This window comes from Gelidibacter mesophilus DSM 14095 (assembly GCF_000423005.1).
Taxonomy (GTDB): domain Bacteria; phylum Bacteroidota; class Bacteroidia; order Flavobacteriales; family Flavobacteriaceae; genus Gelidibacter; species Gelidibacter mesophilus.
This window is the reverse complement of sequence record NZ_KE383968.1, coordinates 1-25,077: the sequence shown is the minus strand read 5'-3', so window position 1 is coordinate 25,077 and position 25,077 is coordinate 1. Positions and strand designations below refer to the sequence as shown.

Annotated in this window: 23 protein-coding genes and 1 tRNA gene; 13 read left to right on the top strand and 11 right to left on the bottom strand. The window is 37.9% G+C overall.

The annotated features are described in order from the left end of the window. Window positions 1-178 precede the first annotated feature (178 nt). The 4 genes from G525_RS0118010 to G525_RS0117995 all read left to right on the top strand — a co-directional run bounded on the left by G525_RS0118010 (window position 179) and on the right by G525_RS0117995 (window position 3,363). Window positions 179-1,315, top strand: coding sequence for an Mrp/NBP35 family ATP-binding protein (locus G525_RS0118010; protein ID WP_027127371.1), 1,137 nt, complete (start codon window positions 179-181; stop codon window positions 1,313-1,315). A 50-nt stretch (window positions 1,316-1,365) separates the two neighbouring features. After that, window positions 1,366-1,611 (top strand): NifU family protein, encoded by a 246-nt coding sequence (locus G525_RS0118005; RefSeq protein ID WP_027127370.1) that lies wholly within the window; start codon window positions 1,366-1,368, stop codon window positions 1,609-1,611. Window positions 1,612-1,811: 200 nt separating this feature from the next. Then, a complete protein-coding gene (locus G525_RS0118000) occupies window positions 1,812-2,873 on the top strand; it encodes an NAD(P)/FAD-dependent oxidoreductase (RefSeq protein ID WP_027127369.1) in 1,062 nt (353 codons plus the stop codon). A 157-nt stretch (window positions 2,874-3,030) separates the two neighbouring features. After that, window positions 3,031-3,363 (top strand): 2Fe-2S iron-sulfur cluster-binding family protein, encoded by a 333-nt coding sequence (locus G525_RS0117995; RefSeq protein WP_027127368.1) that lies wholly within the window; start codon window positions 3,031-3,033, stop codon window positions 3,361-3,363. Window positions 3,364-3,673: 310 nt separating this feature from the next. Here G525_RS0117995 and G525_RS0117990 read toward each other — a convergent pair whose 3' ends face one another. The 4 genes from G525_RS0117990 to G525_RS0117970 all read right to left on the bottom strand — a co-directional run bounded on the left by G525_RS0117990 (window position 3,674) and on the right by G525_RS0117970 (window position 7,006). Next, a complete protein-coding gene (locus G525_RS0117990; RefSeq protein ID WP_027127367.1) occupies window positions 3,674-4,852 on the bottom strand; it encodes an acyl-CoA dehydrogenase family protein in 1,179 nt (392 codons plus the stop codon). A gap of 111 nt (window positions 4,853-4,963) precedes the next feature. Beyond that, window positions 4,964-5,677, bottom strand: coding sequence for a tRNA1(Val) (adenine(37)-N6)-methyltransferase (locus G525_RS0117980; protein WP_027127366.1), 714 nt, complete (start codon window positions 5,675-5,677; stop codon window positions 4,964-4,966). A 42-nt stretch (window positions 5,678-5,719) separates the two neighbouring features. Beyond that, window positions 5,720-6,244, bottom strand: coding sequence for a ribosome maturation factor RimM (gene rimM / locus G525_RS0117975; protein WP_027127365.1), 525 nt, complete (start codon window positions 6,242-6,244; stop codon window positions 5,720-5,722). A gap of 207 nt (window positions 6,245-6,451) precedes the next feature. Next, window positions 6,452-7,006 (bottom strand): 30S ribosomal protein S16, encoded by a 555-nt coding sequence (locus G525_RS0117970; RefSeq protein ID WP_027127364.1) that lies wholly within the window; start codon window positions 7,004-7,006, stop codon window positions 6,452-6,454. A 412-nt stretch (window positions 7,007-7,418) separates the two neighbouring features. Between G525_RS0117970 and G525_RS0117965 the strand changes: the two genes are divergently transcribed. Beyond that, the gene (locus tag G525_RS0117965; protein ID WP_027127363.1) at window positions 7,419-7,904 is read left to right on the top strand and encodes a DUF6252 domain-containing protein; all 486 of its coding nucleotides are present in this window, start codon (window positions 7,419-7,421) and stop codon (window positions 7,902-7,904) included. 133 nt (window positions 7,905-8,037) lie between these two features. Here G525_RS0117965 and G525_RS0117960 read toward each other — a convergent pair whose 3' ends face one another. Further along, complete coding sequence (locus tag G525_RS0117960; RefSeq protein ID WP_027127362.1) at window positions 8,038-9,102, bottom strand: lactonase family protein; 1,065 nt, start codon at window positions 9,100-9,102, stop codon at window positions 8,038-8,040. Window positions 9,103-9,599: 497 nt separating this feature from the next. Between G525_RS0117960 and dnaE the strand changes: the two genes are divergently transcribed. From dnaE to G525_RS0117925, 6 genes are all read left to right on the top strand, one after another. Further along, window positions 9,600-13,988, top strand: a complete 4,389-nt coding sequence (gene dnaE, locus G525_RS0117955; protein WP_027127361.1) for a DNA polymerase III subunit alpha — start codon at window positions 9,600-9,602, stop codon at window positions 13,986-13,988. Window positions 13,989-14,327: 339 nt separating this feature from the next. Then, complete coding sequence (gene trxA, locus G525_RS0117945) at window positions 14,328-14,645, top strand: thioredoxin (protein ID WP_027127359.1); 318 nt, start codon at window positions 14,328-14,330, stop codon at window positions 14,643-14,645. A 161-nt stretch (window positions 14,646-14,806) separates the two neighbouring features. Then, window positions 14,807-15,352: a ClpP family protease gene (locus G525_RS0117940; protein WP_027127358.1), complete on the top strand. Its 546-nt coding sequence runs from the start codon at window positions 14,807-14,809 to the stop codon at window positions 15,350-15,352. 240 nt (window positions 15,353-15,592) lie between these two features. Beyond that, window positions 15,593-16,522 (top strand): DUF58 domain-containing protein, encoded by a 930-nt coding sequence (locus tag G525_RS0117935; RefSeq protein ID WP_027127357.1) that lies wholly within the window; start codon window positions 15,593-15,595, stop codon window positions 16,520-16,522. Window positions 16,523-16,602: 80 nt separating this feature from the next. Continuing rightward, window positions 16,603-16,676 (top strand) — tRNA-Asp (locus G525_RS0117930). A 227-nt stretch (window positions 16,677-16,903) separates the two neighbouring features. Beyond that, window positions 16,904-18,124, top strand: a complete 1,221-nt coding sequence (locus G525_RS0117925; protein WP_027127356.1) for a site-specific integrase — start codon at window positions 16,904-16,906, stop codon at window positions 18,122-18,124. A 575-nt stretch (window positions 18,125-18,699) separates the two neighbouring features. On the opposite strand, the gene G525_RS0117920 is transcribed toward G525_RS0117925, so the two are convergent. Then, entirely contained in the window at window positions 18,700-19,176 is a 477-nt protein-coding gene (locus G525_RS0117920) for a DUF6155 family protein (protein ID WP_027127355.1), read from the bottom strand. Window positions 19,177-19,514: 338 nt separating this feature from the next. Between G525_RS0117920 and G525_RS0117915 the strand changes: the two genes are divergently transcribed. Both G525_RS0117915 and G525_RS0117910 read left to right on the top strand, forming a co-directional pair. Further along, window positions 19,515-20,342 (top strand): tyrosine-type recombinase/integrase, encoded by an 828-nt coding sequence (locus G525_RS0117915; RefSeq protein ID WP_245577827.1) that lies wholly within the window; start codon window positions 19,515-19,517, stop codon window positions 20,340-20,342. Next, window positions 20,342-21,481: an IS91 family transposase gene (locus G525_RS0117910; RefSeq protein ID WP_027127353.1), complete on the top strand. Its 1,140-nt coding sequence runs from the start codon at window positions 20,342-20,344 to the stop codon at window positions 21,479-21,481. Before G525_RS0117915 ends, G525_RS0117910 begins: the two co-directional genes overlap by 1 nt. Before the next feature lie 306 nt (window positions 21,482-21,787). Here G525_RS0117910 and G525_RS0117905 read toward each other — a convergent pair whose 3' ends face one another. The 5 genes from G525_RS0117905 to G525_RS0117885 form a co-directional block, all read right to left on the bottom strand. Then, window positions 21,788-22,336: a hypothetical protein gene (locus G525_RS0117905; protein WP_027127352.1), complete on the bottom strand. Its 549-nt coding sequence runs from the start codon at window positions 22,334-22,336 to the stop codon at window positions 21,788-21,790. Continuing rightward, a complete protein-coding gene (locus G525_RS0117900; protein ID WP_027127351.1) occupies window positions 22,326-22,817 on the bottom strand; it encodes an RNA polymerase sigma factor in 492 nt (163 codons plus the stop codon). The genes G525_RS0117905 and G525_RS0117900 overlap by 11 nt, the downstream gene beginning before the upstream one ends. Further along, window positions 22,814-23,665: an alpha/beta fold hydrolase gene (locus G525_RS0117895; protein ID WP_027127350.1), complete on the bottom strand. Its 852-nt coding sequence runs from the start codon at window positions 23,663-23,665 to the stop codon at window positions 22,814-22,816. Before G525_RS0117895 ends, G525_RS0117900 begins: the two co-directional genes overlap by 4 nt. 150 nt (window positions 23,666-23,815) lie before the next feature. After that, window positions 23,816-24,667, bottom strand: a complete 852-nt coding sequence (locus G525_RS0117890) for an IS3 family transposase (RefSeq protein WP_027127251.1) — start codon at window positions 24,665-24,667, stop codon at window positions 23,816-23,818. Further along, a complete protein-coding gene (locus tag G525_RS0117885) occupies window positions 24,667-25,038 on the bottom strand; it encodes a transposase (RefSeq protein WP_027127250.1) in 372 nt (123 codons plus the stop codon). The genes G525_RS0117890 and G525_RS0117885 overlap by 1 nt, the downstream gene beginning before the upstream one ends. Window positions 25,039-25,077 lie beyond the last annotated feature (39 nt).

The following is a 25,077-nucleotide window of genomic DNA, read 5'->3' as shown; positions in this document are numbered from 1 at the left end:
AACTAGTGATAGACCAGTTCAATCCTATCATTAAAAACTTCATGCTTCCAGCTTCCTTCTTCCAGCTATATTATTTATATTTGCACTTTAGAATGATTCTTAATAAAAACAAGAAAATAATAATACTGATGGATTCATTCAGCCATCTTTGTTCTTTTTCTTTTAGTATCTCAAAACAATGAAATTACATAAACAAGATATCCTTAAAGCCTTAGAAAGTATTTCTGCTCCGGGCGAAGGACAAAATATGGTAGAAAGTGGTGCCGTAAAGAATGTTGTCACTTTTGCGGACGAAGTGATCGTCGATATTACCATAAATAATCCGACACTTCAGGCCAAAAAGAAAACTGAAGTAGAAATCATGAAAACCATTCATGATAAAGTCTATGAAAAAGCAAAAATTACAGTCAATGTAAAAGTGGACGCGCCAGCAAAACCTGTGACCAATACGATCAAAGGTAAAGCAATTCCTGGAATTCAGAACATTGTTGCCGTAGCTTCTGGTAAGGGTGGTGTAGGAAAATCTACGGTTACCGCTAACTTGGCCATCACTTTATCCAAAATGGGTTTTAAAGTAGGTATTCTTGATGCTGATATTTATGGACCTTCTATTCCCATCATGTTTGATGTAGAAGCAGAACGGCCAACAACCGTCAACGTGGACGGAAAGTCTAAAATGAGACCCATAGAAAGTTATGGCGTTAAGGTATTATCCATTGGGTTTTTTACACAACCAGGTCAAGCTGTGGTTTGGCGTGGACCAATGGCGGCAAAAGCTTTAAATCAAATGATTTTTGACGCCCATTGGGGTGAATTGGATTTTCTGCTTATTGATTTGCCTCCAGGAACTGGAGATATCCATTTAAGTATCATGCAATCCTTACCAATTACTGGTGCTGTTATTGTGAGTACGCCACAAAAGGTAGCTTTAGCTGATGCCCAAAAAGGAGTAGCAATGTTCCAACAGGACAGCATCAATGTTCCAGTATTGGGAATTATTGAAAACATGGCCTATTTTACCCCTGCTGAATTGCCGGAAAATAAATATTATATTTTTGGGCAAGAGGGCGCCAAACATTTGGCTGAGGATTTGAAAGTGCCGTTTTTAGGCGAAATTCCTTTAGTTCAAAGCATTCGCGAAGCAGGAGATATAGGCCGTCCTGCCGCAATGCAGACTGGAACACCATTGGAACATGCTTTTGAGAAACTGACACAAAATGTAGTTCAAGAGGTGGTCAGACGTAATGATGATTTACCACCAACTGAAGCAATAAAAATCACAACCATGGCTGGATGTTCAGCGGTTAAAAAATAAAAATGGTGCACTGAAAGCGGTGGTATCGAGAATATCTTAAAACAAGTAATATGACCAGTGAAGAACTTAGATTAAATGTTGAAAAAGCACTTGACGAGATCCGTCCGTTCCTTCAGAGTGATGGTGGCGACATTGCCCTATTGTCCATTGAAGACGACAAATTGGTCAAGGTGCAGCTAGAGGGGGCTTGTGTGGGATGTTCAGTCAATCAAATGACATTAAAGTCTGGGGTTGAAATGACCATTAAAAAATATGCGCCTCAAATTGAAGAGGTTATTAATGTTAAGCCAGATTAAGGTTTGACCGCAATCCGAATGGCTATTGGAATTGCTCATTTCTCTCATTTTTATGAAAGCGACCAATAGAGTACGTCGGTCACGCAGCTGACAAATATCATAAAAATTAGATTTTATTATTCGGATTTTTGTGTATTAAAATAAGTTGAAATAATTTAAAAAACACTCTCCTTGCCATAAGACAGGTTGAGACTATTTATATGATTAAAACAGATATACTGATTATCGGTGCAGGACCAACAGGACTTTTTGCTGTTTTTGAAGCCGGATTATTGAAAATGAAATGCCATCTTATTGATGCTTTACCACAGCCAGGAGGACAATGTACGGAGCTTTATCCAAAAAAACCCATCTACGATATCCCTGGCTTTCCTGAAATATTAGCAGGCGATTTAACCACCAATCTTTTGGAGCAATGCAAGCAGTTTGAACCTGGATTTACTTTAGGCGAGCGAGCGGAAACAATTGAAAAACAAGAGGACGGAAGTTTTATTGTCACTACAAATAAAGGTACAAAACATCAAGCGCCAGTCGTCGCTATTGCGGGTGGTTTGGGGAGTTTTGAGCCTCGTAAGCCTTTGATTGCCAATATTGGCTACTTTGAAGATAAAGGGGTGGAGTATTTTATAAAAGACCCAGAAATCTATAGGAATAAACGTGTGGTCATTTCGGGTGGAGGCGATTCAGCATTGGATTGGAGTATTTTTCTTTCCGATATTGCTTCAGAAGTTACTTTGATCCATAGACGTAATGAATTTAGAGGTGCTTTGGATTCTGTGGACAAAGTTCAGGAATTAAAAGATCAAGGAAAAATAACTTTGGTGACACCAGCCGAGGTAATCAATGTGGTGGGCGATCATAAGGTAGACGCTGTAGTGGTTACCCAATCCCATAATATTGAGAAGGAATTTGAAATTGAGTGCGACCATTTTATTCCCTTGTTTGGATTATCTCCTAAGCTCGGGCCAATTGCAAAATGGGGTCTTGAAATTGAAAAGAATGCAATAGTGGTGAACAATGCTTTAGATTATCAGACGAATATTCCTGGTATTTTCGCCATTGGCGATGTGAACACCTATCCCGGAAAATTGAAGTTGATACTTTGTGGTTTCCATGAAGCAACGCTCATGTGTCAAGCAGCGTATCAGATTATCAATCCTGGAAAGCGCTATGTTTTAAAATATACCACTGTTAGCGGGGTTGATGGTTTTGACGGATCAAGAAAAGAAGCGCCAAAACAAGTTGTAAAAGCAATAGATTAAATTGTAGGCATTCAACAGAAGAAAGAAAGCAGTAGCAAGTAGTATTGGCAATTCTTGGGTGGACAGGATTATTCTTAAAGGTTTCCAAAACCTCCTGTAAGGTTTTTAAGGCCCTGGAGGCATAATATATATAGGCATTAGAATTAAAGATGACTTCATGGAACAAGACGTAAAAATTAGAATCACAGATAGAGAAGGAGTTACCCATGAGGTTTTGGCGCCTACTGATATGGCCATGAACTTAATGGAGGTGGTTAGAAGCTATGAGCTTGCTCCGGAAGGAACTATTGGTACCTGTGGAGGAATGGCCATGTGCGCCTCTTGTCAATGTTATGTGGTGAGCGATACAGAGCTTCCAGAAATGCAGGATGATGAAGAAGCCATGTTATCTGAAGCGTTTTATGTCAAAGATAATTCACGATTAGGGTGTCAAATTCATATCACCCATGCTTTGGAAGGATTGGAAGTGGAATTGGCGCCGGAGTCTTAATAAAATTCCTGAGAAGGCTCTAATATACTGCTTTGATTGGTTATTTTTCTTCTAAATGTATTCTCCGTTAGCGTCAAGCAAAAGACATCCCATTAGGTTCAGGTTTTCAAGATGATTTTACTGAAATCGTTTGGCATATCGAATGAGCAGGTTGCTGGTTCTTTGAAACTTCATAAATCCGAGCGTCTTCTTTCAGTTAAAACAACAAAAAAGCGAGCTTTTGTAGCTCGCTTTTTCTATTCGGAAGGAATGACCATATTTTCCTAACTCCTCTATTGTCCGAGTGAAATAATTAAAGGCCACTTAGTGTCTATTTAAAAGCGTTGAGACCAGTAATGTCCAATCCTGTAATTAATAAGTGGATGTCATGTGTGCCTTCATAAGTGATCACACTTTCAAGGTTCATGGAGTGGCGCATAATGCTGTACTCGCCAGTAATGCCCATTCCACCTAACATTTGACGTGCATCACGAGCGATTGTAATGGCCATGTCCACATTATTACGTTTGGCCATTGATATCTGCGCTGAGGTTGCGGTTCCATTTTCACGCATAACGCCAAGTCGCCATGCCAACAACTGCGCTTTGGTGATTTCAGTAATCATTTCTGCCAATTTCTTTTGTTGCAACTGAAACTGTCCAATCGGTTTACCAAATTGCATACGTTCTTTACTGTAGCGTAAAGCAGTGTCATAGCAATCCATGGCAGCGCCAATGGCGCCCCAAGCAATGCCGTAGCGAGCAGAGTCCAAACAACCGAGTGGAGCACCCAATCCCGATTTATTTGGCAATAAATTTTCTTTGGGAACTTTAACATTATCAAAAATAAGCTCTCCTGTTGAAGAGGCTCTCAAAGACCATTTGTTGTGGGTCTCAGGCGTTGAAAAACCTTCCATACCTCGTTCAACAATCAAACCGTGAATACGTCCTTCTTCATTCTTGGCCCAAACCACTGCTATTTGGCAAAAAGGCGCATTTGAAATCCACATTTTGGCCCCATTTAAAAGGTAGTGGTCCCCCTTATCCTTAAAATTGGTGGTCATGCCTGCTGGGTTGCTACCGTGGTCGGGCTCTGTTAGTCCGAAACTTCCCATCCATTCGCCGCTGGCGAGTTTTGGAAGGTATTTTTTGCGTTGTTCTTCGTTGCCGTATTTCCAAATTGGATACATGACTAACGACGATTGCACCGAAGCCGTGCTTCTAACGCCAGAATCGCCACGTTCAATTTCCTGCATAATTAAACCATAAGAAATCTGATCAAGACCAGCGCCTCCATATTCAGCGGGAATATAGGGTCCGAAAGCCCCTATTTCAGCAAGTCCATCGATGATTTGTTTAGGGAACTCTGCTTTTTGGGCATATTCTTCAATTATAGGCGAGACTTCGCGCTTTACCCATTCTCTTGCCGCATCGCGTACAAGACGGTGCTCGTCATTAAGTAACTCGTCTATATTATAATAATCTGGTGCTTGGAACAAATCTGGCTTCATGCTTTTTGATTTAATGTTTGACTTTCCCCTTCCATAAGCTTAGGAATCAGTCCTGCAAGCTCGGGGTTCAATGCAAAAGTAACGAAATCGATTTCAGGGAACAATTTAAAACTACATTTTGAGATAGAAATCTTTGGTCAAATTAATATAGGCATCAGTGTAGTCATGTCGAGCGGTTTCAATGATAAGTTCCTTAGGGTTTATAGCGGTTTCCTGAAATGAAAACGTTAGTAGACTGCGTTTGATTTCGGAATGAATCGTCCCTTTAACTCTTAAAATCCGGTTTGGAAAAAGATGTTCTTTTGAAGCCAATACGATAAAGTCTTTTTCTTCGGAATACGGAATGACAACAGAAAAAATGCCTTGTGGGGACAATAATTTCGATACACTTTCAATAAGCTGTCTGAATGGCATGGCATCAACAAAGCGCGCCAAATCGCGTTGCTCATCGCTGCTTTTAAAAGTGTCTGAATAAAAGGGTGGGTTGGAAATAATTAGATCGTACTTTTCTTCAATCTCATCAACAAATTCTTCTAAAGACGCATGATAGCAAAACAATCGATCTCCCCAAGGGGACTGTTCAAAATTATCCACACATTGTTCATAGGCCGCATCGTCAATTTCAATGGCATCAATAAGCTCTGCACCGCTGCGTTGGGCTAACATTAAAGACAAAACACCAGTGCCGGCGCCAATATCTAAGATAGCATCTGGATTTGTATCTAAAGACGTCCAAGAACCAAGCAACACTGAATCTGTGCCAATTTTCATGGCACATCGGTCTTGGTTAATTGTAAATTGTTTGAATTTGAAGGGTTTGTTCATGGCAGTGGAAGTCCTTCCCTTTGGGAAGAGTTTAGGATGAGCTTAAAGATAAAGATCAATCAACCCTTCCGGCGTCTCTACCAAAATTGTCTTATTCTTTTTATCTACGTTCTTGATAAAAGCATCGTGCATCGGAATTAAAATTTCAATCCCGTCACGATCAATTTCAAAAAGCGCTTGGGCTGTAGAGTCGTTAATGGATTTCACAACACCAACTTTTCCGAAATTAACGTCTTCAATTGTAAATCCGATAATTTCGTGGAAATAAAATTTATCATCCTCAAGCTTAGGAAGAAATTCCAAAGGAAGATAAAGATCACATTTTAAAAGGGCATCAGCATCCTGTTCAGTATCTACATCTTCAAATTTGACTCGTAGCAATTCTGATTTGTGTAATTGTGAAGATTCTATAAAAAAAGGCACTAAATTATTACGAAGATCTACAAAAACGGAGTCCATGTCTTCGTAAATTTCTGGCTCGTCCGCATCCAATTTTATTAATAATTCACCTTTAAAACTGTATTTCTTTACAATTTTACCAACGTAGAAACAGTCTTTTTTTTGCATTGATTTGTGATTTCTTTAAACTTTAACTTAACTAATGTAATAAGATCCATGTTAATAGAAAGAAGGAATTTGAAAAACTATTTGTGAGATCCCGCATAAAGCGGGATTTGTTCAATACCAAATTCTTTTTATTTAAAAATAATGCTATTTCACAAAAAAAACTCCGATAGGTCATATCGGAGTTTAAAAGTATAAAAAATAAATTCTTTATTCTTCTGTTTTTGTTTCAGCATCTTCAGCAGGAGCCTCTTCAGTAGCAGCATCTTCAGCAGGAGCATTTGCAGCAGCCTCAGCAGCTTCTGCATCGGCAATAACCTGTGCAGCATCCGCTTCACGCTTAGCATTTACTTCTTTTTCAGCTTCTAGAGCTTTTGCTTTAGCATCTGCACCAGCTTTTGCTAAACCTTCTTTCTTAGCGTCAACTTTACCTGCTTTTTCATCTAACCAAGCAGCAAATTTAGTTTCTGCTTGCTCTTCTGTTAAAGCACCTTTTCTAACACCACCTGCAAGATGATTTTTCAACATGGCACCCTTATAAGACAAAATTGCTCTTGCCGTATCTGTAGGTTGTGCGCCATCCTGTAACCATTGCACAGCCAAATCAACATCTAATTCAATAGTTGCTGGATTTGTAGTTGGATTGTAAGCACCTATTTTCTCTAAGTATTTACCATCTCTTTTTGATCGTGCATCAGCTGCAACAATCCAGAAATAAGGTTTCCCTTTTTTTCCGCGTCTTTGTAATCTAATTTTAACTGACATAAAAAATTAATTAGTGAGGTTCGCGACCTCTATTATTAATAAGTCCCTGCCCGACATAAACAATTTATATCATTCAGGCGGGCGCAAAGATACTACAAATATTTTTTTATTATCAAATATTTTATAGTAAATTAATTACTGTGACAATTACTCGCAATTGTCTAAAATTCAAGATTGCAGGTCTGTTTAGGTCGGTTATGGAAGGTAACTTAAAATAATGAGATTGTTTTATATGAATTATAAATGAACTGTGCCCATTTATTGCCTCTAATAGTTGAAATTTGTATCCATTAAAAAAGAGGAAAGTGGTATGCAATTAGTTCTTGGCATGGATAATTGATTAAATCTCTTGTCATTTTAGTTGCGAAAGGATTACTATTTTGTTTTTAATTAGTTATTTAAATTTGATGAAATGAAGAAAATTGTCGCAATTTTAATTACAATGGCTACCTTTTATGGATGTAGTGACGAGGTGCAGTTCAACACGCCTGCACTTCAGGGAAATAAAAATTACGAACTATGGCGCGCAAGTTATTATGGTGCCGTTCTTAAAGAAAACAATCAATTAACAATTAAAGCGGGCGACAATAGTGAGAAAATGACTATTACATTATCGTCCATGGAGGAAGGAGCCTTTAATCTGTCTAACAAAAGTGCTTCAAGTATTGATTTTAGAGATGCTGACAATGTATTATATTCCACAAGAAATATTCCAGAACAAGAAAATAGTCTATCTTTTGGAAATGGAAAAGTGACCATCACGAAAATAGAAGACAACACGATATCTGGCGATTTTAATTTTTTAGCTTTTACTGAAGATGGTCTGAATTCTATAGGTTTTAACGATGGGGTCATTTATAAAGTGCCCGTGAAATTAGATAAAAAGCTCACTGAATAATTTATCACGCCGTCTTTTTGGGCTGCGTTTTTATATAGAACTTTTTATAACGGATATACTTAGTTAATTGAGCAGGTTCGTGACCTTTATTTTTACTAGGTGCAAGAGGCTCTTTTTTAGCTATAGTATTTGGTTAGAATAATAAACATACTGGTGATGGCAATTCTACCTCATGTAAAAAGCGAAGTTCTCCATTGGTTTTGTCCACTTTAAAAACGGCTATATTATTACTTTTTTGATTGGCTACTAATATAAATTTGCCTGTAGGGTCTAGAGTGAAATTTCGAGGCCAATCGCCATTAACTTGAATGTTCTGAATTCTGTTGAGCGCTCCTGAAGTTGCATCTCTTTTAAAAACAACAATGGAATTTTCGCCACGGTTGGAGCCGTATAAAAATTGCTCATCTTCAGAGAGGTGAATATCTGCACAATAACTTTCGCCTTTAAAATTGGGATCTAAAGTTGAAACCGTTTCAATACGTTCAAAACCGTTTTCTATTTTTCTTGCAGCGGTAATTGTACTCGAAAGTTCATTAATAATGTAAATAAACTTCCCGTCTTTCGTCAGTGAAAAATGGCGAGGACCAGAGTTGTCGTCTATTTCAACAATTGAAGGCGCTATCAATTCATAAGTATTGTTTGATAATCGATAATTAAAGACAGCGTTGCGTCCCAAATTCGAAGTGTATAGCTCGTCGTTATAAAATTGCGCAGAATGTGCGTGCGAGACCATACTGTCGGTGGTTTGGTCCAGGATCTGAAATGCTTCGGTTAAAGTGCCATCATTTTTAACCGTATATAAAGCAAAATTTCCACCAGTATAATTTGAAACGACAGCTTTGTTTCCGTTTTCGTTAAGTGCAACATGACAAGGGTTTGCGCCATGGGTAGAAGCTTTATTTATAAAAGATAACGCGTCATCGGACGCCACTTTAAAAGCAGATACTGCCCCGTTGTCAGTTTCGTTCACCGCATAAAGGTATTTTTTATCAGGAGAGTAGGTGATAAACGAAGGGTTTTCAGATATTGTAGCCAATTGTTTGTTGGTTAACGCACCAGTTTCAGAATTAAATTGAAATTGATAAATGCCTTCGCTATCACCATCCGTATAAGTGCCGACATATAGAGTGGTTGTTTTTTGCTCACAGTTTAAAAAGCAAAGTACAGTAAGAAATATTAAGGGGAAATGAATTTTCATACGACTAAAGTTTTAGGACGTCTAAATTATGATAATTTACTCCATTTTAAGTTGAAGTGATTAAAGTTTCTTAAATACGGCTTAACCACCTGAGAAATCATGCACTTATTTAAACTCAGGAATTGCGAAACTTTATCACAGTTTTGAACCACTAATATTTTTCAGGTATTTAGATGTTGGGCATTGGTAGAAGTCTTTATAAGTTTCATCAAATTTATAGGATATATTCTCTATCAAGCTGTGGTATTAGGGTTTCAAAAGTGTTTTCTATTTTTTATAATTTTCCTTTTAGAAAGGCGTTTATTATATGTAATTTTATAAACTTTTCTTTTTGAGAAAAAGCCTAGTAATTCCAGCCATTTTAAGATCAAACATTAGTGTATTTGTGGCGATTAAAGCCATCACTCACTTTTAAATGAGGATTTTTCAGGGAAGTAAAAGACAGCAACTAATTTATAACAGTTTCTCCCGCTTGGGGAGATTAAGAGTGGATTTTTATGTACTTAATATTCGATACCGAAACAACAGGACTGCCAAAACGTTGGGATGCACCCATTACCGATACTGAGAATTGGCCAAGATGCATCCAAATTGCATGGCAATTACACGATGATATGGGAGTTTGTATTGAGCATCAGGATTATTTGGTAAAACCTGACGGTTTTAATATTCCTTATGATGCTGAAAAAATTCACGGAATTTCCACGGATTTGGCCCAGCAACAAGGTGTGCCATTGGCTGAAGTTTTGGAAAAATTCAATGCGGCATTAGCAAAAACTAAATTTGTGGTAGGTCAGAATGTTGGTTTTGATCTCAACATTATGGGTGCGGAATTCCATCGTGAAAACGTTACCAATAGTTTACAGGAACTTCCTGTTTTGGATACCTGTACAGAACATACCGCTGGTTTGTGTCAACTTCCTGGGGGACGCTACGGGAGGTTCAAATTACCCACTTTGACTGAATTGCATGAGTTTCTTTTTAATGTGCCTTTTTCGGAAGCACATAATGCGACTGCCGATGTTGAGGCGACGACACGTTGTTTTTTAGAATTGATAAGACGCGAAGAATTTACCAAGGAACAGTTGGAGGTTTCTTCTGAATATTTTGAGGATTTTAAAGAAGCAAATCCTGAGACGATTCAGCTGATTGGGTTAAAGCACATTAATCTTAAGGCAGAAAGCGCAAAAATAAAACGACAGATTGAAGCGCTGCAAGCCTCTGATGAGCCTTCAAAAACGGAGATTGCCCAAAATATTAAAGAACTTAAAGATGTTGAGTTTGTTCATTTGCACAACCACTCTCAATTTTCTGTTTTACAGTCTACCATTAGTGTTCCTAGTTTGGTGGCGGTAGCGGCCGAGCAAAATATGTCTGCGGTGGCACTTACCGACCATGCCAATATGATGGGTGCCTTTCACTTTGTAAAAGCAGTCGGCAATCATAATAAAGGTGTTGAAGCTAAGAATAAGGCAGCAGAAGAACGCGGTGAAGTGCCTACAGGAAAACTAATCAAACCTATTTTAGGGTGTGAGTTTTTTGTATGCGAAGATCATTTGGATAAAAGTAGAAAAGATAACGGGTACCAAGTTGTGTTTTTGGCGAAGAATAAAAACGGCTATCATAATTTGGCAAAATTATCCTCGCACGCCTTTGTGAACGGATTTTACTATTTGCCTAGAATTGATAAAAAACTGATTGAACAATACAAAGAAGATCTTATTGTATTGACCGGAAATCTCTATGGAGAAATTCCTAGCAAGATTTTGAATGTGGGTGAAAACCAGGCGGAGGAGGCTTTGATCTGGTGGAAAGAGACTTTTGGAGACGATCTTTATATTGAGTTAATGCGGCACAATCAGGAAGATGAAAACCGGGTAAACCCTGTCCTGATTGACTTTGCCAAAAAGCACGATATCAAACTGGTGGCCACCAATAATACCTATTATTCCAAGAAGGAAGATGCCAATGCGCACGATATTCTATTGTGTGTTAAAGATGGAGAAAAGCAGGCAACCCCAATAGGTCGTGGCCGAGGTTACCGCTACGGTTTGCCTAACCAGGAATATTATTTCAAGTCGGGCGAAGAGATGAAAAAACTTTTTAAAGACATTCCCGAAGCCATTTTCAATATTCAGGATGTGGTTGACAAAATTGAAGCCTTTGAATTGGCAAGAGATGTTTTATTGCCTGCCTTCGGAATTCCTGATGAGTTTAAACATGAAGACGATTTAAAGGATAAAGGCAAACGCGGAGAAAATGCCTATTTACGTCATATAACCTACGAAGGGGCTAAAAGACGCTACGCTGAACTTACGGACGAGATTAAAGAACGTATCGATTTTGAGTTGAGTGTTATTGAGAACACCGGATATCCTGGATATTTCCTGATTGTTGAAGACTTTATTAGAGAAGCGCGGAATATGGATGTTTCCGTGGGGCCAGGTCGTGGATCTGCTGCCGGATCTGTGGTTGCTTATTGTTTGAAAATTACCAATATTGATCCCTTAAAGTATAATTTGCTTTTTGAGCGTTTCCTGAATCCGGACCGTATCAGTATGCCAGATATTGATATCGATTTTGATGATGAAGGTCGAAGCCGGGTCATGGACTATGTGATCAAGAAATATGGGAGCAATCAGGTGGCGCAGATTATTACTTATGGTACAATGGCTGCCAAATCATCCATTCGAGATACAGCAAGGGTCTTGGATTTGCCACTTTTTGATGCCGATAGGATTGCGAAGTTGATTCCAACCATGTCTAAATTGAGCAAAATCTTTGGTTATGACGAGAAGCAGTTGAGCAAAGCGTTTAGATCTGAGGATTTAGAAAAAGTAAATGAGCTGCTCAATATTGCCGATGGTTCCGGGCTAGAATCTGAAACACTTAAATTGGCAAGAATTCTTGAAGGTTCGGTTAGGAATACGGGAATTCATGCCTGTGGGGTGATTATTACACCAGATGATATTACCAAATTCGTACCGGTCTCAATCGCTAAGGATTCGAATTTGTATGTTACTCAATTTGACAACTCGGTTGTAGAGGATGCAGGTTTGCTGAAAATGGATTTCTTGGGATTAAAAACCCTGACCTTAATTAAGGATACCGTTAAAATCGTGAAAGCCAAACACGATATATTACTTGATCCGGATACATTTCCATTAGACGACCAATTGACTTACGAGCTCTTCCAAAAAGGAGAAACCGTTGGCGTATTTCAGTATGAATCGCCTGGGATGCAAAAACATCTTAAAGAATTAAAGCCTACGGTTTTTGAAGATTTAATTGCCATGAATGCTTTGTACCGTCCGGGGCCAATGGAATATATTCCAAGTTTTACCAGGCGTAAACACGGCGATGAAGAGATTGATTATGACCTTCCGGCCATGGAAGAATATTTAAAGGAGACTTACGGAATTACGGTGTACCAAGAGCAGGTGATGTTGCTTTCACAAAAATTGGCAGGTTTTACCAAAGGTGAAGCCGATGTGCTGCGTAAAGCGATGGGGAAAAAGCAAATTGCCGTATTGGATAAGATGAAACCACAGTTTGTTACCCAAGCCGCTGCAAACGGGCATGATGCTAAAAAACTGGAAAAGATCTGGAAAGATTGGGAAGCCTTTGCGAGTTATGCCTTTAATAAATCACATTCTACCTGTTATGCTTGGATTGCTTATCAAACGGCATATTTAAAGGCACATTACCCGGCAGAATATATGGCTGCGGTTTTGAGTAATAATATGAACGACATCAAGCAGGTCACGTTTTTCATGGAAGAATGCAAGCGCATGAAATTGAATGTACTTGGGCCAGATGTGAATGAGTCTTATTATAAGTTTTCTGTAAACAAGGATTATGCGGTACGGTTTGGAATGGGTGCCATTAAAGGTGTTGGCCATGGTGCGGTAATGACTATTGTGGAGCACCGTAATAAGGATGGACAATACAAATCTATTTTTGATTTAGCAAAGCGCATCGATTTGAGAGCGGCGAATAAAAAAGCTTTTGAAAACTTAGCTTTGGCGGGTGGATTTGATTGTTTTGGCGACACACACCGTGCGCAATATTTTCAGGATGAAGGCGATGGAATTACCTTTTTGGAGAAAGCTATTAAATATGGTAGTAAGCATCAAGAAAACGAAAATTCAGCACAGGTGAGTTTATTCGGTGATGCCAGTGATGTTCAAATAGCAGAGCCATTAGTGCCTCCTTGTGAAGAATGGGGTACTATGGAGAAATTGGCCCAAGAAAGGGAAGTTGTGGGCATTTATATTTCTGGTCACCCGTTGGACGATTTTAGAGTAGAAATGAAAACTTTTTGTAATGCTACTTTAGCCCATTTTGTAAACCTGGAGCCTTATGTTAACCGCGAAATGACCTTTGGTGGCGTGGTCACTAATGTGGAGCACCGTGTGAGCAAACAGGGTAAAGGGTGGGCCATGTTTACCATTGAAGATTATACGGATAGTTTTGAGTTCCGCATTTTCGGCGAAGAGTACTTAAGATTTAGACACTTTTTGGTAAGAAGTTCTTTTGTATATGTTAAGGTGTATGTAAAGGAAGGTTGGACTAACAAAGATACAGGCAAGAAAAGTGAACCGAGATTGCAGTTTACAAGTTTTCAGCTATTGCATGATGTGATGGACACCTACGCCAAGAAGTTATCCATTCAGTTGGAGATAAAAGACTTGAAAGCGAATAAAATTAAAGCGCTTGATGATATATTGAGAATGCACGAAGGAAACCATGCCTTGAACTTTTTAGTTTATGATAATGAAGCAAAAATGAAATTACACATGCCGAGTAGAAAACAAAAAGTGAGAATTTCGCAAGAACTCCTGGACGAATTGTCAAATCAGGATGTTTATTTTAAGTTGAATTAACGAAGGCGTCACAGTTGAGAAGACCAAAATCATAGGTTTTCAGTGTTTCATGACAAAGTATTGCGATGTTTTTTGGAGGCTTATAAAAATTGATGTTAAAATGCGAAAATTTGCGCAAGGGATTGCAGTGACATCCTTTTTATGGTGTGGGCTAAGCGCAGCGAAAGCCAACACTATAAAAAGATATAACGGAAAGCCCGGTTTATGCGCCCAAAAATGCGTCATAACCATCGCACATCCTACGATAACCAAAACAAATGTTAAGCGTGTAAGGATTAGTGAATATTTTGACTAATTTTGTGCATTGAACTGAAGTAGAACAATTAAAGTATAGAAAATATGGCATTAGAAATAACAGATGCAAACTTTGAGGAAATGGTTTTGAAAAGCGATAAACCTGTAGTAGTAGACTTTTGGGCCGCTTGGTGCGGACCATGTAGAATGGTTGGACCGATCATTGACCAAATAAGCGATGAGTACGAAGGTAAAGCTGTAGTTGGAAAAGTAGATGTTGATGCAAATCAGGATTTTGCTGCCAAATATGGTGTGCGTAACATTCCAACAGTATTAGTATTCCAAAACGGAGAGGTTGTTGGAAGACAGGTTGGTGTAGCTCCTAAAAATGCTTATACTGACGCTATTGATGCGCTTTTATAGTCATTAATTAGAGTAAACAGCCATGCTTTAGCGCCTAAAGAAATATCGGGTAATAGGGTGATGTGTTGTCTGTGGTTTAAAAACATAGAATAATCAGATAAAATGATGAAAGGTTTGCTGTAATGGTAAACCTTTTTTTATTTTAGTTAAAAATTTAGAAAATGAGTGATAAAATAAAAATACAAGATGCGATTGATCGCAAATTGATAGAAGAGCGTAAAGTATTTCTTTGGGGTCAAGTGGATGACAAATCCGCAAAACATGTGATTGACCGATTGATGTATTTGGACGCTATTGATACCAAGGATATCCATTTATACATTAACAGTCCGGGGGGGTATGTCACCGCAGGATTTGCTATTTATGACTGCATGAAATCCTTAAAGAGCGAGGTTTCAACCATTTGTACGGGTTTTGCAGCCTCAATGGGCTCAATTTTATTGTCAGCAGGAGAAAAAGGAAAGCGTTTTATCCAACCCCATGCCCGTGTGATGATTCATCAACCGAGTGGTGGCGCAAGAGGACGAGCGAGTGATATTGAAATTACTGCGCAGGAAATTTTGAAAACGAAAGAATTAAGCGCAAGATTGTTGGCAGAAAATTGTGGACAAAGTATTGAAAAAGTAATGAAAGATTTTAACCGCGACCATTGGATGGGAGCTGACGAATCTATTGCTTATGGAATTGTGGATAAGGTAAGCTCCTAACCCCATAAGAGGGAATTGAAGGTTCCTTTCCCCCCAATGGTGGAATTCTCATTGATGTAATTACCACATTGGTGAGAAAATATGCAACTTTAGAATTAAGGTTTCATGAATGTTTTTGTCTGGAGAGAGATAAGAATTCTCGAAATCCCGAAAGCAGAAAGAGCATTCTATTAATACTAATAAAAAATATTTAATTAATAATCAAGCCTTCCTCCCCTTCGGGGAGGTTAGGAAGGGATCATGGATTTACAAACAGAACTCAATAAAACAGGAGGTTTTAAAAACCTCGAGCTCCTCGCCAAACAAGTGGTTGAGGGTTTTATTGCTGGGATGCACAAGAGTCCGTTTCACGGATTTTCTGCCGAGTTCGCTGAGCATAAAATTTATAATCAAGGGGAAAGTACAAAGCATATTGATTGGAATTTATACGCTAAAACAGACAAGCTGTTTACCAAAAGGTATGATGAGGAAACCAACTTGCGTTGCCATCTGATTATTGATAACAGTAGCTCCATGCATTATCCCGAAATGAAGGCGTTTTCCATCAATAACCTGAACAAAATAGCCTTTTCCGCATTGGCTTCAGCCAGTTTAATGCATATTCTTAAAAAGCAGCGTGACGCCGTAGGCATGAGTATTTATAGTGATGCTTATGATTATTATGCGCCCGAAAAAGGTAGTGAGCGCCACCATCAAATGCTATTGAGTGAATTGAACAAAACCGTAGTTTCAAAACCCGTCAATAAGCAAACAGAAACCTATACGTATCTGCACCAAATAGCGGAGAAAATAAAAAGACGGTCTTTAGTTTTCTTTTTTACGGACATGTTTCAAACCACAACGGACCAAGCAAAACTATTTGAGGCACTCCGTCATTTAAAGCATAAAAAGCACGAAGTAGTTTTGTTTCATGTGTTTGATAAAGATAAGGAACTGACTTTCGATTTTGATAATACGCCCAAACGTTTTGTAGATGTTGAAACAGGTGCGTACATTAATTTGTACCCCGAAACGATAAAGGAAGCTTATGAAGCGGCTGTAGGTAGTTACTTTGATGAGTTACGACTTAAATGTGGCCAATATCAAATTAAATATGTGGAGGCAGACATTACTAAGGATTTTGATAAGATCCTGACAACATACATGGTAGCGCGTGGGAAGTTTAAATAATCAATTTTTTTTTAAAAATCATCGCAAAATGTTTGCGATATTGAAAATGCAGTGTATATTTGCACTCGCATTAACGCAACGGTCTGGTAGTTCAGCTGGTTAGAATGCCGCCCTGTCACGGCGGAGGTCGCGGGTTCGAGTCCCGTCCAGACCGCGGAAGAGGTTATCAAAAGCCTTCAAAACCCTGTAAATCTTATGATTTACGGGGTTTTATGCTTTTTAGGAAATCATATAATTTGGTTCTATTTGATTCTGAAAGGTCACAAATCGTCAACATCTTTGATTCTCGTGAATTATGTTGACAGAATGATGTATCTTAATCCTACGCTTAGTTGATTTGACTTTCGTCTATACAATGTTTAACCATTAAAGACGACAACTATGAGAACTTCTTCAACATTTTCAGTACTGTTTTGGGCATACGGTAAACGCGCCGTAAATGACAAAGCAAACATTTACGTGCGTATTACTTCAAACGGTAAACGTGTCAACATAAGTCTTAAAAAGAAAATCAATGTTTCTACTTGGGATGAAAAGTCTCAAAGAGCAAAAGGGAAAGATAAGGATTCGCGTATTTTAAATTTATATTTGAATGAAGTGCAATCAAAAATCTATCGGATTTATGAAGAACTAAAAACAGCAGAGAAACCCTTTACCTCTCAAATGATTAAGGCTAAATTTCTGGGAGAGGATAAGAAGCACTTTACATTTCGAGGTCTTATTGATTATTATAATAATAAGATGCAGCACAAACTGCACATAAATACGAGAGGCCAATATAAAACTAGCCAACAGTATATGTTATTGTATATTTCTGATGAATATAAGTTAACTGACTTGCCTCTTTCAGACCTTGATTATGGCTTTATTATAGGTTTTGAGAATTTTCTTCGTTCCTACATCCCAAAGATTGGACAACCCAAAATTGGAAACAATACAGCAATGAAGCACATTAAACGTTTGCGTAGAATGGTGACTCTTGCTTATAGAATGGAATGGATTGATAGAGACCCATTTGTCAATTTTAAAATAAAGATTGAGAAGAAAGAAAGAGGTTTCCTTACAAAGACAGAACTACAAGCTGTTGAAGATTTAAATTCCTCAATTGAACGTCTGGTTGTTGTTCGAGATTTATTTGTTTTCAGTTGCTACACGGGTATATCCTATAGTGATATCATAGCATTGACAAGTAAAAACATTATAAGTGGAATAGATGGTAATCCTTGGATAATGGCTAAGAGGATAAAGACTGGCACTCCTTTTAAAATCCCGTTATTAGCAAAGGCTGGATATTTAATCGATAAATACAGTGAGCATATAAGAACTTGTGGGACGGATAATCTTTTACCCAAACTGTCCAATCAAAAACTGAACAGCTATCTTAAGGAAATTGCAGATCTCTGTGGCATTAAAAAGAATCTTACCTTTCACATGGCGCGACATACTTTTGCTACGACTGTTACCTTAAGTAATGGAGTCCCGATTGAGACAGTATCTAAATTATTAGGTCATACGAAATTGGCAACAACCCAAATCTATGCACAAGTAGTTGAAAAAAAGGTAAGCCAGGATATGGAAAAACTGAAATTGATATTGGAGTGAACGTTTCAAGGTCAATTAATGCATGTAGAGAAATTCATGAGCGGAGAGTAGCAAAGGGAAAGAGCAAAAAAATGGAGTCATCAGCAATGTTCTCTCACTAGGCTCTTAAAGCAGATTTCTAATTGCGATTTGGAACCCTTGAAGCACCTTAGTTGAAAACTGATACATTTCACTTACTTTTCAACACATTACTTGAATAGTCGCGATGACAAATATCTAAAATACTACACATTGACCGAACCAGTGGAAAATTCGTAGGATTTTCCAAATAGGCGAGGACAAGCCATTGCTTATGCACACTATTGTGCCGTCGTACTTTATCTAATCATTATTTGTCACTATACTTTTACCAGTCTTTTCATTACCATAAATATCAATGTTCTCTGACTTTGAATATTTTTTCCATTCCCTTAATAGCTTATTAAATTCATCATTTTCGCACACCTTAAATCTTTTAAGAGAGTAATACTTTCCTGTTATTGAAACATCAGAAAATCTTGAGCGATGTCTCTTTTGGCAATTCGGACACCACATCATATACCACAGTACTTTGTTAGCCACTGGCTTTACTCGTTCTAATATTCAAGTTCTATTCCGAATTCACTCGCTTTATGAGATAGATTTTTTATTCGCTCGAGATACTTTTCTTGAATTCCCATTTCATTTATTCCGTTTAACGCATTGTCAAACATTTTTCCCATTGCTAAATAATAGTTTTCATCCCAATATCCAAAATCTTCAATAATTTCTAAACAACAACTTACATAATGTAATTCCAGTTCGACATTTAGTTCTGTAATATTCATTTTGCGAACTGTGCGAATTATTTTTCGCGCCTCAGTTTCACGTAAATCCATATTCCTCCCATTTGGATAAATATATCTTTCAACTTCTCTTTTATATTTTTCTGTCAGCTTTTGAATATCGCCTGTTGTGAAAATATCTAAGTAATTTTTAGCATCAGGAATTTTTTTATACATCTCCAAAATCAACTTAATGATTTCAGTTTTGTCCATTTGGTTTAATTCCTTTTTTAATTCTCTAAGTGCCATATTTAGCTCGGTTTTTCAGCTGGTGGCTAACGTTTCGTATAAGGAAAGTTGCGTGTTTGTGTGTGAGGATTTTCCGAAGGAAAATCAGAAGTTAGCAAACGAGCAACTAACTTTGGATTAGCTAAAACCAGCAATTTTTTTATACTGTGTTGAACGAATCCTCCCTACCGGTCGGAAGCCCGCCTGAACAGTTCAGATTGGATGTCCCTACCGTAAATGTAATAGATTTATTAATTTGTAGCTAAATTTTAAATCTAATATCATGTTTAAAAAAAAGTAGAACCATTGCCCAGCGCGCTTTTGAGGAAGTAGCAGGCTTCCGCACACTCCAGAACAGATTGGAGCAGAGCTTTTCCATCAATGGCAAGGCCAAAAGCACCCTGAACAATTATCTCCGGTGCCTGGCCCACCTCGCTTTGCACTACAAACAAAGCCCGGAAACGCTCTCGGTTGAAAATATTGAGGCGTATCTGTACCATTGCCAAAAACTCCACAAAACCCCTTCCGAAAGTTTCTTCAAGCACACCATTTTTGGGCTCAGGGCCGACTACAAAGTCATGGGCATGGAGGCCAAGCGCGTGGCTTTGCCCCAGATCAAACGGGACTTGAAACTGCCGATTGTTCTAAGCCAGGAAGAAATGAAGCGTCTTTTAAAAGCGCCGAAGTATCTTAAGCACCGTTTGATTATTGGGATGCTCTATGGCTGTGGCCTTCGCAGCTACGAACTGTGCAACCTCAAGTTGGCAGACATCGACTTTGATCGAAGAACGGTCTTTGTTCCCAAGAAAAAAGGTAAGATCGACCGTTATGTTCCCTTGAGCGCATATTTGGTCAGAGGACTAAAGACGTATATCAACACGGAAAATCCGCAGTGTTATCTTTTCAACAGTCAGGTCACCAAAGACGGGGAGTCGCGTGGGCTGACCACCAATGGCATCCGTTGGGTGATCAAGGAAAACCGCAGTAAAATCGGTAGTTCCAAAAAGATTACGGCCCACACCTTGCGGCACACCTTTGCCACCCATTTGTTGGAATATGGGGTTGATATTGTCAGCCTAAAGGAACTTTTGGGCCATGCGCATATCGAGATGACCCTGACCTATCTGCATGTGGCCAATCTGCCCAGTGGTTCCAAGTTTTCCCCACTGGACAGGCTCTACGGGTAATGCGCCCCAAACATACGGTCGCTGACATTTTAGAAATGGAACAGCTACAGCTCAAAAACTTGAGCCTGACCTCCTGGCATTACCGTGCCCTGCAGACCATAAAGAGGTGCCGGACCAAGGCCATGGGCGGGCATATTGATAAATGCGATTGTTGCCACGGGCTCCACATCAGTTACAACAGTTGCAGGAACAGGCATTGCCCAACCTGTCAGGGACACAAGCGAGAAGAGTGGATCAGGGCACGGGAGAACGAGCTATTGGACGTCCCCTACTTTCATGTCGTGTTTACACTTCCAAGCGAGTTTAACAGCTATGCCCTGAGCCACGGCAAAATCCTGTACGGCAGTCTGTTCAGGGCTGCCTGGCAGACCCTGCAGCAATTTGGTGACAATCCCAAGCATCTCGGTGGCAGGATGGGGATGATTGCGGTGCTGCATACCTGGGGCCAGAACATGAGTCTGCACCCACACCTGCACTGCATTGTGCCAGGCGGTGGTCAGAGCCAATCGGGACAATGGAAAACTGTAAAGAATAAAGGCAACTACTTGTTCAATGTAAAATCAATGAGCCAAGTGTTCAGGGCAAAATATATCGCAGAGCTTAGAAGGAGTGGCTTAAAGATCCCTCAGAAAATTTACAATGAAGTGTTCCGTAAAAAGTGGGTGGTCTATGCCAAACAACCTTTTAGAAGTCCAAAATATGTCATTGAATACCTGGGCAGATATACCCATAAAATAGCGATCAGCAACCATCGGATTACGGATGTCGATCGTAAAAACAGAAGTATAACCTTTACAGCCAAGGATTACCGTCGTGCAGGCAAGAAAGTCAATTTAACGGTATCGAGTGTAGAATTTATCAAACGTTTTTCCCTGCATATTTTACCCAAGGGATTTACCAGGATACGGCATTATGGTATGTTGAGCAGCAGCTGGAAAAAGGAGAAATTACCAAAACTACAGGCAGAGCTGGCTAAGGTAAAAAAAGAAGCTGTCAGTACAATACAGCCGCTTTTACACCGTCGATGTCCTGTCTGTAAAAAAGGGAGACTGCATACGATTCTGCTGTTCAATGATCGTGGGCCTCCCGAGAATTGGCGTGTTTTGCTAAAAGATAGAAAATTGAATAGGAGCAACTAAAAATTATTCTGCATATGCGGACGGGCTGCGCTATGTCTTGACTTTAAAAATTAAACGATAAAAACCACATATCGTAAATTGAAACCACTAAAAAGCCACGGAAAATGTTATAAAATAATCGACTTCTATGCTTCTTGACCACACGAATACCAGCGTAACCTCCAAAAATCCTTCCCTTAACTTAACGTTTTACCCATAGACGGCAAATCAACCGGATTCGTCAACACAGGATTCAGCTCTGGCCTATCGGCGAGCCGAATCCTTAGTTATTGTGCAACGTTTTTTTACTCTAATTGATATTTTTTATTATTTATGCAATTGTTTTAAAAAGCGTTGTTCTTTGAAAGTGCTGTTAATTATAATAGCAATAACAACAATAAGAGAAAGAATACCTGAAATTACAATGTAATTATAAAATGATTGGGAAAAGTACTCCTTAAAATAAGGCAACAGCAAATAAAATCCAAATATGTAAACTGTTATACAGATTGGTGTAATAATATAATTTATAATTTGGCGGGTTTTGTAATACTTTTTCAGATAGGCGAGGTAAGATTTTTGAGTCATCGAAATGAGTTGCTTTTCTTTGCGATATAACGAATGAAACTCCAAGACAATTCGGAATGTAAGACTTGAAATCATAAGAATTAGACCTAGATTAAAGGTATTCCATTGATTGAATGCATAATAAAAAGCATAGATAGTTACTATAATCACTGCTAAGGACATAACAGTGATACTCATATATTGTCCGTTGCGTTGTTTCTTTGCTTTTGTAATTATTTCTTTGGGATTAAAGTTTGAGCTATCATTAGCTTGCATCTCCCATAATTTATTTAAGTTGTCATTTTCCATTTTTGATACATTTTAAAAGTGATTTTCGAATACGACTCAAACGTGTTCGTAATGTTCCGTGTGCTAAACCAACAGTATCTGCAATAGTAGCTTGTGGTATGTTCTCTAGTTCTAATAATATTAATGCTCTATTTTGCGCGTTAAGTTGGTCAATACAGTGATAAATTTTTTTGATATTTTTTTCATCATCGTGTTTGTTTTCATCATTGTCACTATTTGACACTAAGTCTTCGTTTATAGTGATGCTTTTTCTAGATTTACGTAAATCACCTAAACATATATTTACTGCAATTCTATAAATCCAAGTGTCAATAGAAGACTTTCCTTTAAATGAATTTCTATGTGTCCAAACCTTTATAAAGGTCTCTTGAAGCCATTCATTGGCAAGTTCAATATTGCCTGATGCATAGCCTAAACATAACCTATGGACTTTAGAAGCATATGAATTATAAAAGTTCGTAAATTCCTGTTCTGTAATCATACTTTAGATGATAAAATCATTTGTATTTGTTCTAAAAACCAATCAGGTTTGTCTAACATTATAAAATGGGCACTATCTTCGGCTATAATAAACTTGTAGTCTTTTAAATTTGCATATTGACTTTTATAGGTTTGTTTAACCATTTCTGTACCGTAAGGCTTTGTAGCTGCAATTATAGTAACAGGAATCGAAATGTTTTTTAAATCTTCTCTGAGGTCTAATTTAAGATAATCGGTATATCCATAAACATATGTTTTTCGGTCAGATTCTAGCATCCAGTTTTTAATTCTTTCTTGTTCGGATTCTTTGGTGCTCATTCCTTTCGACATTGCTGTGGCAGTTTGCTCAAAAGTTATATCATCCATTGCTAATTGTTGATTGTTATATGGGCTGTCATAAGCTAGGTTTTCAGGGTCAAAATCGGGAATCATTAATGCACCAGAAGCAGGAAGCGCATCAATTAGTATGATTTTAGAAAGTTTTAAATCATTTTGTGCAGCAAGCCAAGTGGCAATCGTACCGCCCAAACTGTGTCCAATTATGGTAGCATTTTGTAAATCATTTTTTAAGACATATTTTTTTAGAGACTCGTTGACTTTAGGTAACCAAGGGAATTCTATTGGTTCTATTCCTCCAAAACCAGCTAAAGTTACTATATGGCATTCGTAATTCTTTTCAAGTTTCTTTACTAGTGGATTCCAAACATTTCCAGGAACTGTAAAGCCCGGAATTAATACGATAGGCTTACCTTTTCCTGTAACTTCTACACTGATAGGTTGACTTTCATTTTTTGCGTAAATTGATAAAGAAAATACGAATGAGATGAATAATAAAATAAGATTTTTCATTGTTTTTAAGTTTTGATTTCCCTTTAGATGCGGAAATCAAAAAATGTTACATCTTATTTTGAAAGTGACATAAAATAAGGTCAATTTATTCTTCGATAATGCTTGGTCAAAATGTCTTGTCCTGAAATATGGCTACAGGTTAAAATTGAATTAAGCTGATAATTGATATACCATATTCGGTGTTTTATAATCTAAAGATAAATGTAATCTTATTTCATTGTATAAATTAATTGCACTTTTTGCAGCTCTTTTAGCGTGTTGCACGTCAGTAAAGGTCTGGTCTAGGTAAAACTCATCTTTCAGGATGCCATTTACCCGTTCTGCCATGGCATTTTCGTAACAATGATTTTCTTCAGTCATGCTAATATCTATCTTTTTCCTTTTTAGTATTTGTGTATACACATTACTACAGTATTGTATTCCTCTATCTGAATGATGTATGAGTCCGCTAATATTTTTAGCTTGATTTATGGCTTTATTAAGTGCTCTCACGCATCCTTTTAGTTCCAGGCTATCACTTAGGTCATAACCCACTATTTTCCTAGAATACATATCTGTTATCAAAGCCAAGTAACAAAAGCCTTTTACTGTTCTAATATATGTAATATCAGATACCCAAACTTGGTTAGCTCTAGTAACTTTTAAGTCTTTAATAATGTTACTATACTTATAAAATCGATGATAAGAATTGGTTGTTCTAGCACTAGTTTTCTTTCTAAGTGTAAGCATATTATATTTTCTAAGGACATTAAATAAAGTATCTCTACCGACTTTTAAGTTAGCTTTTTCAAAATCGTCTTTCAATGATTTATCGAGTTTACGCACACCTTCTCTAGGAAGGGATTTGCGTCTTTTTTTAACTATATCAATAATCTGTTGCTCTAGTTTTAAACGTTTATCAGCTCTTTTTTTATGCTTGTAATAAGCATCACGTTTAAGTCCAAAGCAATGATTTATAGTTGTTAAAGAAGCAAATCCCTTAGATTTTTCTTTAGCTTTGATTAAGGCTTTATACTTAACTTTTTTTTTAGTTCAGCAATAGATTTATAACCAAGATCTTCTGCAGCAACTTCTAGATAGGATTCTTCTACCATAGCATCCAGATCCTTTTTAAGAAGCAATTTTTTAAGCTGTTCAATTTCCTTTTGAAGTGCTTTAATTCTAGATATTTCGTCTTTTGTTTCCACTTTTACTCTGGTATTCATTAAGTCTTTACGATTGTACTTTTTAATCCACACATTCACTGTTGTAGGTGCAATAGAATAGAGTTTGCATAATTCACTCTTGGTGTGTTTTCCGATTGTAAGTTCTGCTAAAATTTTTAATTTGAAAGGTTCGCTGTAACGTCTAATTACTTTGTCATTTTTGTACATAATGTTTAAAATTATGTAGCCTTTATTCAGGACGACTCA